General features: G+C 61.8%; 13 protein-coding genes. 8 read left to right on the top strand and 5 right to left on the bottom strand.

Annotated elements, in window-relative coordinates; all coding sequences use genetic code 11:
- The first annotated feature begins 161 nt into the window (after positions 1-161).
- Positions 162-1,550 (top strand): amino acid permease, encoded by a 1,389-nt coding sequence (locus LJE93_01040; GenBank protein ID MCG6947488.1) that lies wholly within the window; start codon positions 162-164, stop codon positions 1,548-1,550.
- Between the two features lie 76 nt (positions 1,551-1,626).
- On the opposite strand, the gene LJE93_01035 is transcribed toward LJE93_01040, so the two are convergent.
- Positions 1,627-3,951 (bottom strand): aminotransferase class III-fold pyridoxal phosphate-dependent enzyme, encoded by a 2,325-nt coding sequence (locus LJE93_01035; protein MCG6947487.1) that lies wholly within the window; start codon positions 3,949-3,951, stop codon positions 1,627-1,629.
- A 261-nt stretch (positions 3,952-4,212) separates the two neighbouring features.
- Here LJE93_01035 and LJE93_01030 point away from each other — a divergent pair, with 261 nt between their 5' ends.
- A complete protein-coding gene (locus LJE93_01030; protein MCG6947486.1) occupies positions 4,213-4,590 on the top strand; it encodes a YigZ family protein in 378 nt (125 codons plus the stop codon).
- A gap of 311 nt (positions 4,591-4,901) precedes the next feature.
- Here the strand turns inward: LJE93_01030 and LJE93_01025 are convergent, their stop codons facing one another.
- Complete coding sequence (locus tag LJE93_01025; GenBank protein MCG6947485.1) at positions 4,902-8,213, bottom strand: PDZ domain-containing protein; 3,312 nt, start codon at positions 8,211-8,213, stop codon at positions 4,902-4,904.
- Between the two features lie 226 nt (positions 8,214-8,439).
- Here LJE93_01025 and LJE93_01020 point away from each other — a divergent pair, with 226 nt between their 5' ends.
- Positions 8,440-9,423 (top strand): hypothetical protein, encoded by a 984-nt coding sequence (locus tag LJE93_01020; GenBank protein MCG6947484.1) that lies wholly within the window; start codon positions 8,440-8,442, stop codon positions 9,421-9,423.
- Positions 9,424-9,470: 47 nt separating this feature from the next.
- Here LJE93_01020 and LJE93_01015 read toward each other — a convergent pair whose 3' ends face one another.
- The 3 genes from LJE93_01015 to infC form a co-directional block, all read right to left on the bottom strand.
- Positions 9,471-10,127, bottom strand: a complete 657-nt coding sequence (locus LJE93_01015; GenBank protein MCG6947483.1) for a hypothetical protein — start codon at positions 10,125-10,127, stop codon at positions 9,471-9,473.
- 113 nt (positions 10,128-10,240) lie between these two features.
- Positions 10,241-11,641: a sodium:solute symporter family protein gene (locus LJE93_01010; protein MCG6947482.1), complete on the bottom strand. Its 1,401-nt coding sequence runs from the start codon at positions 11,639-11,641 to the stop codon at positions 10,241-10,243.
- Positions 11,642-11,659: 18 nt separating this feature from the next.
- On the bottom strand, positions 11,660-12,211 hold the full coding sequence (gene infC, locus LJE93_01005) for a translation initiation factor IF-3 (GenBank protein ID MCG6947481.1): 552 nt from the start codon (positions 12,209-12,211) through the stop codon (positions 11,660-11,662).
- Between the two features lie 204 nt (positions 12,212-12,415).
- Here infC and LJE93_01000 point away from each other — a divergent pair, with 204 nt between their 5' ends.
- The 5 genes from LJE93_01000 to LJE93_00980 all read left to right on the top strand — a co-directional run.
- Complete coding sequence (locus LJE93_01000; protein ID MCG6947480.1) at positions 12,416-12,988, top strand: MarR family winged helix-turn-helix transcriptional regulator; 573 nt, start codon at positions 12,416-12,418, stop codon at positions 12,986-12,988.
- A gap of 225 nt (positions 12,989-13,213) precedes the next feature.
- Complete coding sequence (gene ablA / locus LJE93_00995) at positions 13,214-14,521, top strand: lysine 2,3-aminomutase (protein ID MCG6947479.1); 1,308 nt, start codon at positions 13,214-13,216, stop codon at positions 14,519-14,521.
- Positions 14,521-15,411: a putative beta-lysine N-acetyltransferase gene (gene ablB, locus LJE93_00990; GenBank protein ID MCG6947478.1), complete on the top strand. Its 891-nt coding sequence runs from the start codon at positions 14,521-14,523 to the stop codon at positions 15,409-15,411. Before ablA ends, ablB begins: the two co-directional genes overlap by 1 nt.
- Before the next feature lie 111 nt (positions 15,412-15,522).
- Complete coding sequence (locus LJE93_00985) at positions 15,523-16,410, top strand: carbohydrate kinase (GenBank protein MCG6947477.1); 888 nt, start codon at positions 15,523-15,525, stop codon at positions 16,408-16,410.
- Between the two features lie 3 nt (positions 16,411-16,413).
- A partial coding sequence (locus tag LJE93_00980) for a glycosyltransferase (GenBank protein ID MCG6947476.1) occupies positions 16,414-17,760 on the top strand: 1,347 nt, incomplete at its 3' end.

Here is a 17,760-nt window from a genome sequence, read left to right as displayed (position 1 = left end):
CTGTCGGGTTGAAATGCCTTGGGAACCCATCGTGTCCATGAGGTCAGAGGGCGTACCGTTGTCTGTCGATCGAGGGTTCGAGCAGGGCTGCGCCCGAGTTGATCGCGTTCGCCTCGGGCCGCCGGGGCTATTTTCAGGGAGATACCGTACGGTGAGGTGCGGTGCGCACTGAGGAACAACCAACCTCGGAATGCCTCGTCCGGGGGCTCGGGCGCTGGGACGCGACCCTGCTCACGGTCGGCTCGGTCATCGGCACCGGCATCTTCATCACGACTGCCGACATCGCCCGGGTGCTGCCGCACCAGGGGATGATCCTCCTGGTGTGGGTTCTCGGGGGATTCCTGACCCTGGCCGGTGCCCTCACCTATGCCGAGCTCGGTGCGCTTTTCCCGCGCGCCGGCGGCATGTACCACTACCTGAAAGAGGCCTACGGCACCTTCTGGGGCTTTCTCTACGGCTGGGCCTGCTTCCTGGTCATCATGTCCGGTGGCATCGCCGCTCTGGCGGTGGCGTTCGGGGAGTACCTGGGCAGCTTCATCCCCGTGTTCTCGACCGCCAACGTCCTGCTCTCGGTGCCGATCGGAAGCTGGACCTGGTCGGTTTCCGGAGGGCAGATCGCAGCCTCGTTGGCGATTCTTCTGCTCACCGCAGTCAATCACGTGGGCCTGCGCGAAGGGGCGGGCGTGCAGAACTTCCTGACGGTCTTTCGCATCGGCTCGATTCTGGTCTTCGTGGCGCTGGCGTTCCTGGTTGATGCTCCGGACAGGGTGTCGCTCTTCAAGCATTTGCCAGAGACCAACCTGTGGGCGGCAGTCGGCATCGGCATGATCGCGGCGTTATGGACCTACGACGGTTGGTACGGCGCGACCTTCTCGGCCGGGGAGATGCGCGACCCTCAGCGCACCCTCCCGTTCGGACTCGTCTGGGGCACGGTGATCGTCATGGTGCTCTACGCCCTGCTCAACATCGTCTACTTCATAGCCCTCCCGCTCGAAGAGATAGCGGCGACGCCGAGAGTCGGTGAGACCGCCGCGGCGGCACTCTTCGGAGCCGGTGGCGGCAGGCTGATGTCCTTCGCCATCCTGCTGTCAACCTTCGGCTGCCTCGCGGCCACCATCCTCTTCAGTCCCCGCATCTACCTCGCGATGGCCCGAGATGGCGTGTTCTTCCGCAGTCTTGGAGAGGTGCACTCGCGCTATCGAACGCCGGCACGAAGCCTCTGGGCCCAGAGCCTGTGGGCCGTGCTGCTGGCACTCTCGGGGACCTACGAGCAGATCTACACCTACGTGGTCTTCGCCGCCCTGCTCTTCCACGTGGGGACGGCGGGCGCCGTCATCGTTCTTCGCCGGAAAAGGCCGGAGGTCGAGCGGCCGTACAGGGTCTTTGGTTATCCATGGGTTCCTATCCTCTTTATCCTGGCCTCGGTCCTGCTGGTCGGCAACACGCTTCTCGAGAAACCGGTTGAATCGATTATCGGCCTCGTCTTCATCGCGACGGGAGTGCCGGCCTACCTTTGGTGGCGGCGCCACCCTCGTCACCAAACCCGGTGAAAATGCCGGGCGAACGTTCGACGTTCAACGTTCAACGTTCAACGTTTAACGTTTCACGTTTCCGCCCGTGGCACGATCAATCGAACGCGCCGAGGATCTCGTCGAGGGCTTCGAGGGTCTGGTCCGCGTCGGCCGCGGTCAGGACCATCGGCGGCTTGATCTTGAGCACATTGTGCAACGGGCCGTCGGTGGAGAGCAGGAAGCCGCGGGACTTCATCTCGTCGATGATTCGGGAAGCTTCGGTGTCGGCGGGTTCGAGGCTCTGGTGGTCACGGACCAGCTCGACGCCGATGAAGAGGCCGAGGCCGCGAACGTCGCCGATCAGACAGTGGCGAGCCTGAAGCTCGCGCAGGCCGTCGAGCATGTGGGTGCCGACCTCGAGCGCGTGCTGCTGCAGACCTTGCGTCTCGATGACGTCGAGCACCGCCAGGCCGACCGCGCACGAGACGGGATTACCGCCGAAGGTGTTGAAGTACTCCATGCCGGTGACGAAGGAGGCGGCGATCTCCCGGGTCGTTACCACCGCCGCCATCGGGTGGCCGTTGCCGATCGGCTTGCCGAGGGTGACGATGTCGGGGACGACGTCCTGGCTTTCGAATGCCCACAGGTGCGTTCCGACCCTTCCGAATCCGACCTGGACCTCGTCGGCAATGACCACCCCGCCGGCCGACCGCACGGCCTCCGCGGCGGCCGCCAGGAATCCGGGAGCGGGTATGACCTGGCCGCCGCATCCGATCAGCGATTCGGCCATGAAGGCGCCGAGCTTCTTGCCCCCGTCTGCGATATCGGCAATTGCAGCGCCCACCTCGCCGGCGTAGCGGATCCCGGCGTCCAGTCCCCGGTGGGGTCCACGGTAGGTGTCGGGCATCGGCACCTTGTGCGCGTGCCCGGCCAGGCCCTGACCTCCCGGGCCTTCGCACTTGTAGGGTGAGATCTCGACCAGCGAGGGCGAGTGCCCGTGGTATGCGTGGTCGAGCACGATGATCTCCTTCGACCCCGTACGGGTGCGCGCGAGGCGCAGAGCGAGGTCGTTGGCCTCTGTGCCGGAGTTGGTGAAGAAGCAGACCTCGAGCGGGTTGGGGAAGGTCCCGGCGAGCCGCAAGACGTACTCCGCCAGATTGTCGTGCAGGTACCGGGTGTTGGTGTTGAGCTCGGCCATCTGTCGCTGGGCTGCGGCCACCACCTGCGGGTGGCAGTGGCCGACGTGACAGACGTTGTTGACCAGATCGAGGTAACGGCGGCCGGCGTCGTCGAAAAGGTACTGCCCCTCGCCACGGACGATCTTGAGCGGCTTCGAGTAGGAGACGCTGAGATTGAAGCCGAAATGGGTGCGCCTGACGTCGAGGATCTCCTCGGCGCTTCGAACCGGAGTGCGGGAGCCGGCACACGCCTCCTCGAAGGCACGGGTCGCCTCGTCGGGGTCGATCATGGCCATCCTTTCCAGGAGCCGCCATACGGGGGCGGCCGAGATCTGCAGGTACTCGTTCTCGGGTTCTTCGTGCAGGCCCCGCGCCGACATCAGAAGGCTGGCGCAGAGCCTGGCTTTGATGAGATCGAAGAGGAGCGCCTGCTCGTCGGTCGACAGAGGTCGGACCGAGTTGTAGCCGGAGGTGACGAGGGCGGCAGTGGTCAGGGGGTGCTCGCGGTCGAGCATGAGGTAGGCCGCGGAGATGGCGAGCTCGGCAACCGTGACGGTGAAGCGGGAATCGCCGAAATCGATGATGCCGGCAAGGGCCGGCTCACCGTGTGCGTTGCGTTGCACGAGCAGATTGTGGTCATTGGCATCGTTGTGAATCACGCCCCGCTCGAGTTCGGCGAGCCGTGGGACAGCGTCGTCACGGAAGCGCTCCACGTGGCGCTCCACCAGCTCGCGCCGCGCCGGATCGGGGATGTGCGAGGCGAAGCGGAGGAGGTCGTCCGTACGCTCGATATTCCAGGGATGGTCGCGGTGCGCAGCCGGGTGGTCGAATCCGTGCAGGGACAGATCGAGGCGAGCGAGGGCCTGGCCGATCGCTATGAGAAATGCAGGCGGGCGATCGCGGAGATCGACCAGCGGCGACCCGCCGAGAAAGGAGAGGGCCCGGACCCAGCAGCGCCCGCTCTCGCCCGGGCCGAACGGTAGCAGGAACCGGCCATCGGCGGTCGGGAGCGGCCGTTGCACCAGGTGTGCGACCGGCGAGTTCTCCAGGAAGCGCATCGTTTCGATCTGGTACTCGAGGCCGGTCGGGTCGGTGTTTTCGCGCGAGACCTTGAGCACCCAACGGTCGCCGTTTTCGCTCACCAGGAGGAAGTTCCGATCGACCTCGCCCGCCAGCGGCTCGGCCCGGCAGACGAGTCCCCAGTGCTCGCGAGCCAGAGATTCCGCATCGGCGGGTGTTGGGAAGGTGCCGCCGACGGTCACAGGCCGGCCTGCGCAAGAAGAGAAACCGCGATGAATATTGCGGTCAGGCTCTGAAACCGCCCCTGACCTCTGCCTGCACGCATGTTCATTGGTTGATTCTACAGAGTTGCCGCCGCCCAACAGACCCCGGTGTTCAACACCCCGTGTGATTCCGTATGATCTTCAGGCTCTCCGGGCGGGAGGGTCGATCCAACATCCAATATCCGACATCCAGGATCAAGCATCCAGCATCAAGCATCCAGCATCGAGTATCCTTCCATCATGCCGAGAATCACGACCCTCTCCGAGCACGATCTCACGGAACAGCGGTCGCGTTTCCACGCTGCCGCGGTCCCGGCGGCGACCCTCGACGCGGTCAAGAAAGAGCTTGCCCGGCGCAAGAGGAGGTACCACAAGGCACGCCATCACTGCTGGGCCTGCCGGGTCCGGGACGAAAACGGCCGTCTGGTCGAGCAGGCGCGTGACGATGGCGAGGTTGGCAGGCCGGGGATGAAGATGCTCGAGCTGCTCCGGCAGCGCGATCTCGAAGGACTGTTGGTCGTGTCCCGCATCTTCGGCGGCATCAAGCTCGGCCCGGGTGGTGTCGGCCGCGCCTTCCGCGATGCAGCCCTGGGGGCCCTCCAATCTGCCGAAAAATAATTATCAGTAATTTACAGTGATTAATTATAAGTGTTCAAAACTTTCGTATTTGCAGATGTTTACGGCCTGCAGCCCGAACAGACAGACATTGACCACTTTCGACTGATCACTAATGGCTGATTTCCGGGTGATCCTGATCTTGTGGGGCCCGCCGGACCACCTGAGACTGTCTACAGGACACATCCATCTGTGCGATCTGCGGGCCTTCTTGGCTGGTTGGGGGGATCGAGAGTCCAGCATCCAGTATCCAGCATCGATTGAAGAAAGGCGCTCCTGCGAGCGCTCTCTTCGATAGCTGAATTACGCTGAATCTAGCGAACTTCGAACTCCGGCGGCTTGGCAAAGACCGGCGGGTTCTCCACGATCAGCTCGAGTACCGCGCTGATCGCGGCTTCGAGCTGCGGGTCGATGCCCTTCGCGAGCTTGGTCGGGTGGTCGACGACCGGTATGTCGGGATCCACGCCGTGACCCTCTGGGAACCACTCGCCATTGACACTGAAAAGGCGTCCTGGCGGCGCGGTGTAGCGCCCGCCGTCGATCAGCCGATGGCCGACTGCAGGCCCGATCAGCCCGCCCCAAGTTCGCTCGCCGACCAATGGGCCCACGTCCATCTCTTTGAAGAACCAGGGGAACGCGTCGCCGCCGGATCCGGCCCAGCCGTTGATGAGCATGGCCTTGGCACCGTAGTGGGTGACCGACGGGTGGGTGCGAGTGGCGCCGTGGCGGAAGAAGATGCGCGAGACCATCTGCCGGTTGACCTTTTCGATGAAACGGTCGGGCAGCTGGCCGCCGGCGTTGAAGCGTTCGTCGATGATCAGGCCCGGCAGGCGGATTTGGCTGTTGAGCTGACGCACGAGTTCGGTCTGGCCCGGCACTGAAGTGTCGGGAACGTAGATATAGCCGATCCTCCCATCCGACGCCTCGAGCACACGTTGCCGGTTGTGCTCGATCCACTCCAGGTTGCGCAGTCTGGATTCACTCGCAAGCGTCTCGACGAGTACTTCGCGCGAGCCGTCCACCGACGGCTTCGAGTTGACGGTCAGGGCGACCGTCTGCTCGCCCAGGTCCTGAAACGCGGCGAAGGGGTCCTTCGAGGTGTCGATCGGCACGCCGTTGACCGCAAGGATGTAATCGCCCTCGGCGATGTCGACTCCGGGCTCGGCGAGCGGTGATCGAACCTCCCCGCCATCCCACGGAGCTCCGCCGACGATTCGCGCGACGCGGTAGGCACCGTTCTCCAGAGCCCAGTCGATGCCGAGCAGGCCGACAGGTCTTCGCGGAGCTCTTTCGAGATCCCCGCCGCCGACGTAGGTGTGGGAGGCGTTCACCTCGCCGATGAGCTCACCGATGATGAAGTTGACGTCCCAGCGGGTGATGGCGTCGTCGAGCAAGGCGCCATAGTGGTCCCGCAGCGCGTCCCAGTCGAGGCCGTGCAGGTTGGGATCGTAAAAGTAGTCGCGATAGGTGCGCCAGACTTCGGTGAACAGCTGCCTCCATTCGGCCTGCGGGTCGAGTACCATCTCGAGCTTCGAGGTGTCGACCCTGTTGTCGGAGTTGCCATTCCCACCGATCTCCTGGTCGGGCTTGATGTCGACGATGGCGAAGGTATCGCGCGACCTGACCAGCATCTTCTTGCCGTTGGCCGCGACGCTGAAGTCTATGGCGTTGCCGATGATGGTTTCCTCCTCGCGTTCCTCGAGGTCGTAAAAGGCGATCGGCCGGTTCTCGTCCGCCGAACCCGAGCGGGGCATCCGGTGAAAGATGACCTTGCCGGAAACGGCAGCGAGGTTTGCGTAGTTGCCGGCCTCGGGCGGGAGCACCACGATGCGTTCTTCGAAGCCTCCGAGGTCGATCTTCACCGGCTTCGGCTTCTTATCGTCCTTTGCGCTCCCTTGCTTCTCGTCGGTTTTCTTGCCCTCCTTCTCTCGCTTTGACTTCTCTTCGGTTTCTTCAGCCTTTTCGTCGGCCTCGTCCTCGTCCTTGACCGCCTCCTGGTCGTTGCGTGGGGCGAGCGGTGACGGCACGTCGCCCTGAAGCGGTGCCGCCACGATCCGGGTGGTGTTCGGATAAATCCAGGTGGCGTCGATGTCCGAGTAGATGGGTTCGAGGGAGCGGTTCGACAGGTAGTAGAGGAATTTCCCGTCGGGATCGAAGACGGGTCCCGAGTCGCTGAAGTACCCGGAGGTCACCTGATGGCAGGTGCCGTTCGAGGTGTCGAAAAGGAAGATCGCGCTGTTGCCCGTTTCCAATCCCCGCGAATACGCGATCCAACGGCTGTCGGATGACCAGTCGATTGCGAAATCCTGCAGTCCCGGATGGAGCATCCATAGGCCCTTGTCGACCTCCGAGAAGGTGTCGGTCGGGAGGGTGTAGACCCGGATCACCTGGGTGTGATCGATGAAGGCGACCTTCGAGCTGTCGGGCGACCAGTAGATTCGGTATCTGAAACCCGGACCGAGGCCGGTCAGCACCTTCGGCTCGCCGCCGGCAGACGGGACCAGGGTCAGCTCGTACTCGCCGCTCTCGTCGCTCCAGTAGGCGATGTGCTTGCCGTCGGGGGACCAGGCGGGAAAACGTTCGGCGGCGCCCGAAGTACGGCTCAGGTTTTGAACCACCCCGTGCTTTGCGGGCACCGAGAAGAGCTCGCCCCGAGCCTCGATCACAACCCGCTTGCCGTGCGGGGAGATGTCAGCGTTCTCGATATAGCTCGACGCATTGATACGCTGCGGGCGAACACTCGCGAGATCGGTGATGATCTCGACTTCGACCTCGGCGATTTGCTCATCGTCGAGGCTGAGCAGGTAGAGACGGCCACCCGCCTGGAAGACGATGTCCGAAGGTCCGATGGCCGGGAAGGTGATGTCGAAATCGGTGAAATGAGTGACCTGGCGCATCTCGCCGCTGGGCTCGAGAGCCCAGATGTTGGAGCGCAACGCGGGCCCGCGATCGGAGAGGAAGTAGAGGGTGTCACCGTGCCACATGGGGTAGGCGTCGTTGGCAGCACTATCGGTCAGGTTTCGAGCCTCGAGGGTCTCGAGGTCGAAGTGCCAGATGTCGGGCGCGGTGCCGCCACGGAATCGCTTCCACGTGCGGAAGCCACGGTGGCGGGTGGAGTAGGCAATGGACCTCCCCGATGGATCGATCGCGCCGAAGACTCCGTATGGGACCGGGAGCTCCGTCGGGAATCCTCCGTCAGGCGAGACGAGATAGAACTGGCTCAGCCTGCGGATGCCGCTCGCGCGGCGCGAGGAGAAAAGGATCCGCTCACCGTCGGGACTCCAATCGGAGAGCAGATCCTCGTCCGGATGGTGCGTGAGGCGCACCGGGGAACCGCCCATGGCGGGTATGATGTAAACGTCAGAGTTGCCGTCGTAGTTTGCGGTGAAGGCGAGGCGTGCGCCGTCCGGTGAGAACCGCGGAAACAGCTCCTCGCCGGAGGGCGAGCTCAGGCGATGGGCGACGCCTCCGCCCTTCTCGACCGTCCAGATGTCACCCGCGTAGACGAAAGCGATGTGGGTTGCCGAGACGTCCGGGTAGCGGAGCATTCGGGCGTCCACCTCAGCCGATGCCGTGGTGGCGGCGAGGCACAGACTCAGTACCGTGATGGCGATCTTCAAACGCATTGTGATGCAACCCTCCTCCACAGGAGTCGAACGCCCTGCAGGCCAAGGATACGCCATTCTCGGGGGGTATTTTGTCCTTCAGATTGCACCTGGACTGCCAGATCGGTTCACGGGAATCCGGCGATAGACATGCCGCCGAAGCAGTCCGTAAAATTGGCTGGAGTCAACAGCGATCGAGCGAGGAAGTGTTGCGAGATACGGTCCGACCGCGAGAGGAGGCAATTCGATGAAGCGGAGGATCTCCGTGTTAGCCGCGTTGCTCGTATCCACCATCTGTCAGCTCGCATTTTCGGAGAATCCTGCGGTGTTCGAGGAGACGGCTTCCTCGAAAATGAAAATCGACCTGTGCGGCGCGCAGCACTACCGTTGGATCAGCCCGGAACACGGAAGGGTCGTAGTCGCGAAGGATTGTGTGCCGGCCGAAGGCGACTGCGATCACGACGTACTCGCGGTCTTTGATCAGGAGGGTGGACCGCTGTTCGAGGGCGCCCCGTTCATCGATGTTCCCGGGATGACCGACGGGAGAATTTTCGCCGCCGCCCTGACAACACCTGACATGCTGGTCGTCTCCACCACCGTCGGGCACACCGACTACGAGCCGGTCCTCGCAGAGTACAAGATCTCATCTGGGGACCTTGTGCGGGTGATCAAGACGGGCTCGGTGCTCTGCTGGGACCTGTTCGGCGATGATGAGGGCACCATATGGTGCCTGGGTGGCGACGGGAGGAAGGCGCGCGCCCACGAGGGCTTCGATCTCGTCCATCGATTCGACGAGAGCGGTGATCTGCTCGGCAGCTCGCTGCCGCGATCGACCTTCGAATCGGAAAAACCCTGGAAGGGCCTGCACTCGGGTTTCATCCATGGGCACCATCAGGTTCGACTGTGGCTCTCGGCCGCGAACGAGATCATCAGCTTCGGTCCGGACGGCGCCGTTGAGGAACGGCTCGTGCTGCCGTCGCCGGAGAACATGGTCAGGTCAAGGATGGCCGGCCTGTCGAACGGCGAGGTTCTCGCCCTCCTCACTGTGGGCGACGACCGGGACGACGCCGACACGTGGTCCCAGGCCCTCTATCGGCTTTCTCCCGATGGTTCCGCCTGGCTCCCTCTGGCTGATTTGCCGATGCAATTCATGTTGGTGGGTTCGGACGATGAGAACTTGATCCTGCTTGACAGGGAATCACTCGATCTCGTGTGGTATCCGGTGAAATAAGCTCTGGACGCGGTGTGTCAGTTCGCCCGGACAGATTTTCCAAGCCGTCAGCTTGCGACGGAGTAGAAGGTTCCGCGATGGTTTTCGATCAACTTGACCAGCGTGGCGGTGCGGAAGGATTCTTCAATCGGTGGACCCAGTGCCGCAAGGTCCGCACCGATCCCACTCCGGTCGCCGACCAGGTGAACCTGGAAACCCAGCTCGTGGGCGTGGGCCGCGGTCATCGGAGCCCGAGATCCCTCTTCCTCGCCGAAGGTCGTTGCCGCAAACTCGATCCGTTTGGAAAGGTCTGTCTGTACGCAATTCCGAACCAACCAAGTCGCGGCTTGAGCCGATGTGATTCTTGGTTGGTGTGGATCATCGCTGACGCCCAACACTGCTGTCTCGGGCATGATCACGGTGTCGCAGGCGAAAGCGATCAACGAAAGAACGGCCAGTGCGGTATCCGGGACCAGTGCGCGTATCGAATCGTAGCGTCCGCGCAAGAGGGAGATGAGCTCCGCAGCCGCAATAAATCCCCCCGCCGATCCGTGGAGTACGAGATCGAGGTCTCGAGCCCCGAGGGGTTGAACGACTCTGGAGAGCCCGTCAATATCCGTGCTGGTCAGATGACCCGCGGTCGGCTTCGCGCGACGAACGGAGCCGGTGCTCGCGGACGCAATCAGTACGGTATCTCGTGAGGTATGGCGTGCGAGACTGGCCAAAGCGGAGAGGCAGGATGTTTTCCGGTCGGTGCCGGATCGTCTGGTGAGGTGATTGCCGAGAGAATTCCTCGTCGGAGTAGAGTGTCGATCAGGGTTCATTGAGAGTTCCGGCGTCAACCGTCGACAGTTGCCCGTCCGCTGGGGAACCACATGGTCATCAAGACGAGGATGGCGCCCGAAACGGAGAGCCCATAAAAGACGGGGTCGAGTGTGGTCGACATTTTGAAAACGGTGAGAACGACAGTTGTGCCTCCGCCGGCAACGATGCTCCAGAAGGCTGCGATACCGCTGGCGCGCCTCCAGAACAGGGCCGCAAGCGTCGGGAAGAAGAGACCCGCGACCATGAACGAATAGGCGAGGAGAATCGAATCGATCACCCGTGGAACATAGAGGGCGAAGGACACGGATCCGATACCTACAATCACGGTCAGAACGCGTGAAAGGACCAACAGCGAGCGCTCGGTGGTGGCCGGCGCGACGGCGTGGCCGAGGATGTCATCGATGATGTTGCCGACACTCGCCAGCAGACAGGAGTCAGCGGTCGACATGATGGCCGCGAGATAGGCGGCGAGAACCAGTCCGGTGGCACCGGTCGGGAGCACGTCGCGAACAAGGAGTGGTAATCCCATCTCTGGCTCCGCGGCTGGGAACAGAACGCGGGCGAACATTCCAAGGGTCGCGCCCATAAAGGCCATCGCGGGCCACTCGAGAAGACCCGCCATGAACCATGCTCGGCGCGCCGTGGCGACGTCGCGCGAGGCGTGGATGCGCTGGTACAGGGTCATCGCCACGAACCAGATGGGAACGATTGTCACCATCCAGGTGATGAACTCGACACCGCTGACATTTCCGAGCGAAAAGTACTGGGGCGGCAGGGATTCCGTGAGCCCCTGGACACCGCCGACTGCTCGGAAGCCGAGAGGAATTCCGAGACCGATGAGGCCGACGAAAAGTATTCCCCATTGCATGGTGTCTGTGTAGACGACGGCCTGCAGACCACCTAGGGCGGTGTAGGCAACGATGACCACCGACATGACCAACACTGCTGTCGTGAGATCGAAATCGAATGCGGTCGAGGCGAGCTTGCCGCCGGCGAGGAGCTGAGAACCGGTGAATCCGGCGTATCCGACCGCGGACACGACGGCGGCCACGAGGCGGGTCGGTTCGCCGAAGCGGTGGGCGAGAAAATCCGGAAACGAGCGGTGAACGTGAGTGTCACCCAGGGCCTTGACCCGTGGTACGAGAAAGACGGCGGCAAGCCAGGCGCCAATCAACCCGGTGAATAGCAACCATGATGCGGACAAACCCATGACGAATCCGAGCCCCCCAAGGCCAATCGAGAAACCGCCGCCGACATCGGTGGCAACTACCGAGAGCCCGATATGACGGGCGCTCATCTGGCGACCACCAACGAAATACTCGTCCAGACCGGTCTGCCGGCGGTTGAAGTACACGCCGACTGCAAGCATTCCCGCGAAGTAGAAGGCCAAAATCAGGTAATCCAGTAGCTGCATGAGATGGGGGAACTCGGATCAACCGACCGGGCGGAGGACCATCGAAAGGTCTCGACCATTGAGCTTTTTCGGAGGGGGACTCTCGATGGCTGCGACCTCGGCCAATTCTCCGACGGCTCTGTGCAACAGATCGTAACCATTTTCGGGGCGACGGAGCTCTCGCATGCGGAACATGATGGTGAGCTTGACGTGGTAGCCGGAATTCAGAAAACTCTTGGCTCGACGAAGCTTCGTTTCAAAATCATGGTCCCCTATGTTGGGTCGGAACTTGACCTCCTTGGTCTCGATTCGATGCTGGCGGCGTTTGGACTCTTTGGCCTTTTTGTCCCGCTCGAAGATGAACTTGCCGTAGTCCATGATCTTGCACACTGGAGGACGGGCGTTGGGCGCGATTTCGACCAAATCGAGGCGCCGCTCGCTCGCAATTCTTCTGGCTTCGTCGGTTTCGACAACGCCGATCTGCTCGCCATCGGCATCGACGACCCGGACTGGTGTGAAACGAATTCTTTCGTTGACGCGATGTTCCGCGTCCGGGGGTGGCTCTCTAAATAACCTCTTTCGACCTCTGATAAAGAAACCTCCATTTCTACACGAGTTGCAGGCGATCCAGAGTCGGGCCGAAGGACCCAGTCGGCGTCACAATCCGAATCAGACCCCAAAAAGATACATCGTGTTCAAACTATCTAACTCTCAGGATGACGTCAATCCTTTCGCAGACCCGATTTATTTGAAGCGTGATGTCGCGCTCGGTTAGAATCACTTCCGGAGAAACGAGTGTCGTCTCCTCGAGACCTTTCTGGCGATGGAAACAGCACCGAGTTGCCGGTCACCTCTGAGGTGATGGCGGCGCTGCGGAGAATCATTCGTGCGATCGATATCCACTCCCGCTCCCTGGTGCAGCGGTACGGTCTCACCGGCCCGCAGCTCGTGGTTCTCAAGGAGCTGGTGGCCCGAGCGCCGCGCAGCGTGAGCGAACTCGCGAGGGCGGTGAATCTGAGCCAGGCGACGGTCACTGGAATACTCGACCGTCTCGAACGGAAGTCTATGATAATTAGAGAACGTGACATACACGATCGGCGCAAGGTCATGGTTTCGCCTACATCGGAGGCGGAAAGGGTTTTGGCCGACGCTCCACCTTTACTGCAGGAGCATTTCACCGGCGGTTTTCGACAGCTTCCGGATTGGCAGCAGACGCAGATTCTTTCCTCGTTGCAAAGAATCGTAGCGCTCATGGAGGCGGCAGACGTGGAGGCCGGGCCAATTCTCACAACCGGTCCGCTCGATGCGACTCCAGAAGAAACCGAAGCTTATCTGACAACCGCTCCGGTACCAGATCGCGAAGACTGAATCCCTGTACTGCCAGCCCAGCAACACGGCTCAAAAACGAGTTGTCTTGAGTTATTTTCTATGGTAAACTTTAGTACACGATGGAAATTTCGAGGGAATTTTTCCCCAAACTCGCACCTTGCCCGAGCCTGGTAACAGGTCGGCGGGCCTGAATTCCTCATCGTCCGAGCTGAAAGGCCATCAACAATGAACTCACTTTCTGTCCAGCATCGGGCCGAGAGAGACGTGCAGCCGGAACACAAGATGCGGTCGGTTTGGCGAGATCTTCCTCTCAACACCTGGCAGGATTGGCACTGGCAGATGCGAAATCGGATCACGTCGCCCGAGGAGCTGGCGCGGGTCATTTCGATCACGCCGCGGGAGCAGCGCACGATTGAACGCGCGCTCGACCGCTTCCGGTTCGCGATCCCACCCTATTACGCATCGTTGATCGACGCGGATGACCCGGAGTGTCCGATTCGCCTGCAGTCTGTCCCCGGCGACGGTGAGCTGACTCTGGGCGATTTCGACATCAAGGACCCCCTCAACGAGGAGGGCGATGCGGTTGCTCCGGGGATGACGCATCGTTATCCGGATCGCGTGCTGTGGGTGATCATGCACGAGTGCGCCATGCTGTGCCGACACTGTACCCGCAAGCGGAAAGTCGGAAAGCCCCTGGCTGGCGTGACTGATGAAGACCTCGATGCGGGGATCGAGTATCTCAAGACACACCGCGAGGTGCGCGACGTACTACTTTCCGGCGGCGATCCGTTTCTGCTATCGGATGAACGGATCGAGAACATCCTGCGCCGGCTGCGCAGCGAGGTGCCGTCGGTGGAGATTATCCGCTTTGGTTCCCGTCTGCCGGTGACGATGCCCCAACGAATCACTCAGAGTCTCGTCGAGACCTTGCGCAAATACCACCCGGTCTTCGTCAACACCCATTTCAATCATCCCAAGGAGTTCACCGAGGAGTCCGAGGCCGCTCTCGCACGAATGGCGGATGCCGGGATTCCCCTCGGTAATCAGACCGTTCTCCTAGCCGGTGTCAACGACTGCTGGGCGCTGATGCGAAAGCTCATGCACAAGCTCACCGCCAACCGGGTGCGTCCCTATTACATTTACCAGTGTGATCTGGCGGAAGGGCTGAAGCATTTCCGAACCACAGTTGCCAAGGGCATAGAGATCATGGAACACCTGCGTGGCCACATTTCCGGTTTGGCGGTGCCAGCCTTCGTGGTTGATGCGCCCGGCGGTGGCGGCAAGATCCCGGTGAACCCCAACTATGTGGTAACCCAGCATGAGCACAAGTTCGTGCTGCGCAACTTCGAGGGGCGCATCGTCGCTTACGAGGAGCCCGGGGAGTACACCGGCATGTGCACCGAGGGCCGGCCTTGTTCGTACTGCCGCGAGGTGGTGTCCGATGGTTCGGAGAACGGTGGCGTGGCGGGTCTGTTTGATGACGATCCCGCGAACATCGCCCTGATCCCCACCGAGACGACGGCCAACGCCGATTCCGAAGATGACGATGTGTCATCTGGGAAGAGCGCCTGATGGGAGTCGGAACGCAGTCCACGTCAGAAATGGGCGTCGAACACCGCATCAAGGCCAGCGACTTCACGGTTCAGATGGTCGTAAGCGATTTCAACCGACGTATCCAGATTTTGGACTACGAGGCTCGAGAACCGCGCGCAATGATTCGGGGTCTGGTGGCCGAGGCGCGCAACCGAGGCTACGGAAAGATTTTTCTGAAGGCGCCAGTCTTCGATCGCAAAGCTCTTGAAGATGCTGGGATGGTCTTCGAAGCTACGATCACCGGTTACTTTTCCGGGCAGCCGGCGGTCGTGATGTCGCTCTATCTGAATGATGACCGCATGGAGCGGCCGTTTGAGTCCGAGCAGGACGAGATTCTGGAAACGATCGGTTCTCGACCACCAGACGCTTCGGTACCGGACCTGCCGGACGGCTACCGCATGGCCGTCGCGACGGCGTCGGATCTCGAGGAGCTCGCGTCGCTCTACGGAACCGTGTTCGACAGCTATCCTTTTCCGATCACCGACCCGGAGTACCTGTTATCAACCATGGACTCGCACGTCGTCTACCGTATCGTCCGCGACACCGAGGGCGTTGTGGTCGCGGCGGCTTCCGCGGAGACCTGCCGCCGGCACCACAACGCGGAAATGACCGATTTCGCGACTCTGCCGAGCCAGCGCGGGCTGGGACTCGCCCAGCACATCCTGGCGGCGCTCGAGGAAGATATGGCCGTGTGCTCGAACCCGAACCTCTACACGATAGCCCGAGCGCGGTCCTTTGGCATGAATCGTGTGTTTTATAACCGCGGATATACGATGACCGGGACTCTGGTTAACAACTGCCACATTTCCGGTCAGTTCGAAGACATGCACGTGTGGTGCAAGACGCTGGAGCCATCCCGGCAGCGCTAGCCCACCAAGAATGACTCGCCACCGGACGTGATCGTGTGCGGATTCCGTCGTACAGTATGTGGAGATGGCGTGTCAACAAATCCGAGACGGAATTTCAAGTCGGAGTGACGGGTGAGCGAGGAGGGGCGACCACTGATAGTCGGTGAGGTCCTGTTCGACGTCTTGCCCGACGGCGAACGTATGCTCGGCGGTGCGCCCTTCAACGTATCTTGGCACCTCCAGGCTTTCGGGTTGCAACCGTTGATGGTCACGAGGGTTGGGATAGATCCGCCGGGCGACGAGGTCGTGGCTGCAATGGAGTCCTGGGGAATGGACACGTCCGGCGTGCAGCGCGACCAGGCCCGACCCACCGGAACGGTGCAGGTCGAGCTCGCGGACGGCGAGCCGATATTTCATATTCTTCCCGACCAGGCCTACGATCAAATCGATCGCGACCGGGCGAGGGAGCTCGTGGCCGGGGAGCCGTTGTCCTTGACGTACCACGGAAGCTTGGTGTTGCGAGCAGAGACTGCGCGTTCAGCGCTCGTCGAGCTGGAAACAACCTGCAGTGCACCAGTTTTCGTCGACGTCAACTTGCGAGACCCCTGGTGGAACCGCGTCGACGTCCTGGCGTCGGTAAGCCGGGCGAGATGGGTCAAGCTCAACGAAGCGGAGCTCGGGTTGCTCGCCGGAGCCCTGGATTCGGCGAGCGCCGAAGCATTTCGATCCAAACACGGGCTCGACACCGTGATTGTGACCAGAGGCAAAAAAGGCGCGGACGTCGTCGATCGCGACGGGGTTATCGAAGCGGCCGCATGGTCGGACATCGAGGTTGTCGATACGGTCGGCGCGGGCGATGCCTTCAGTGCGGTGTTCATCCTGGGTCTCACCATGGGATGGCCGACGGAGGTGAGCCTGGCGCGGTCCCTCGAGTTCGCTGCGGCGATGTGTACGGTTCCGGGTGCAACCGTCAACGACCGGGACTTTTACTCCAGGTTTGGCAGCCGGGGATGGTGGTAACAGATGAATGAGAGTCGCGGCCTCTACATCGCGCTGATCAGCCTCCACGGGCTTATACGGGGCGAGGAGCCAGAGCTCGGCAGGGACGCCGACACGGGGGGCCAGATTCTGTACGTTCTCGACCTTGCGCGGGCGCTTTCCGAACACCCCGAGGTAGCGCGCGTCGAGCTGTTGACCCGTCAGATCCTGTCGACCAACGTCGCCTACGAGTACGGCGAACATCTCGAACAGATCGCCGACAGCGCGTGGATCGTTCGCATTCCCTTCGGACCGCACCGCTACCTCTACAAGGAGCACCTGTGGCCGTACCTGCCACAATTCGTTGACAACGCCCTGGTCCATTTTCGTGAAATCGGACGCGTACCCGACGTGATTCACAGCCATTACGCGGATGCCGGCGACGCGGGGGCGAGGCTGGCACGGTTGGTGACCGCGCCTCTGGTGCACACAGGCCACTCGCTCGGCCGGGTCAAAATGCAAAGGTTACTCGAGAAGGGCATTTCGGAAGAGGTCATCGAGGAGCGGTACCACATGAGTCGCCGGATCGAGGCGGAAGAACGGGTCCTTGGCCTGACCGATCTGATCGTCGCGAGCACCCTCCAGGAAATAGATGAGCAGTACAGCATGTACAAGGTCGATGCCCGCAATCGGATGGTCGTGATTCCACCGGGGGTTGACCTCGGCCGCTTCCGACCGCCGAAAAGGGGCGAACGCTTCGAGGTCGCACAGGTGGTCGATCGCTTTTTAGACAGGCCGAAGAAGCCGATGATCCTGGCCGTGCAACGACCCGACGAACGCAAGAACCTCGAAACCCTGATTCGCGCCTTCGGCCAGAGTGAAAACCTCAGGAAGATCGCCAATCTGGTGTTGCTCATCGGCACCCGAAACGACGTCGACGGGTTGCCGAAGGGGCAGCGCAAGGTCCTTCAGCAGATGCTGAACCTCATAGACCGCTACGATCTCTACGGATCGGTGGCGTATCCAAAGCAGCACTCCTCGGATGACGTGGCCGAGATCTACCGCCTGGCCGCTGCCCGTCGCGGAGTCTTCGTCAATCCTGCCCTGACCGAGCCGTTCGGTCTGACCTTGATTGAAGCTGCGGCCAGTGGACTGCCGATCGTGGCCACCAATGATGGTGGCCCACAAGAGATCGTCCGCATTTGTAGCAACGGGGTTCTGATCGATCCGCTCGACGCAGATGCGCTTGCCGAGGCTCTGTTCAAGTCGTTGTCGGATCGGGCCGAGTGGAATCGACGGTCGCGCGCCGGCATCCGCAATACGGATCGGCACTTCTCGTGGGAGGGGCACGTGGCCGAGTACCTGAAACGGGTCAAACCACTGCTGCGTCAA

It is taken from the genome of Acidobacteriota bacterium (genome assembly GCA_022340665.1).
Taxonomy (GTDB): domain Bacteria; phylum Acidobacteriota; class Thermoanaerobaculia; order Thermoanaerobaculales; family Sulfomarinibacteraceae; genus Sulfomarinibacter.
Note: the sequence above shows the minus strand (reverse complement) of the source record. Positions and strands in the feature narration are given on the sequence as shown.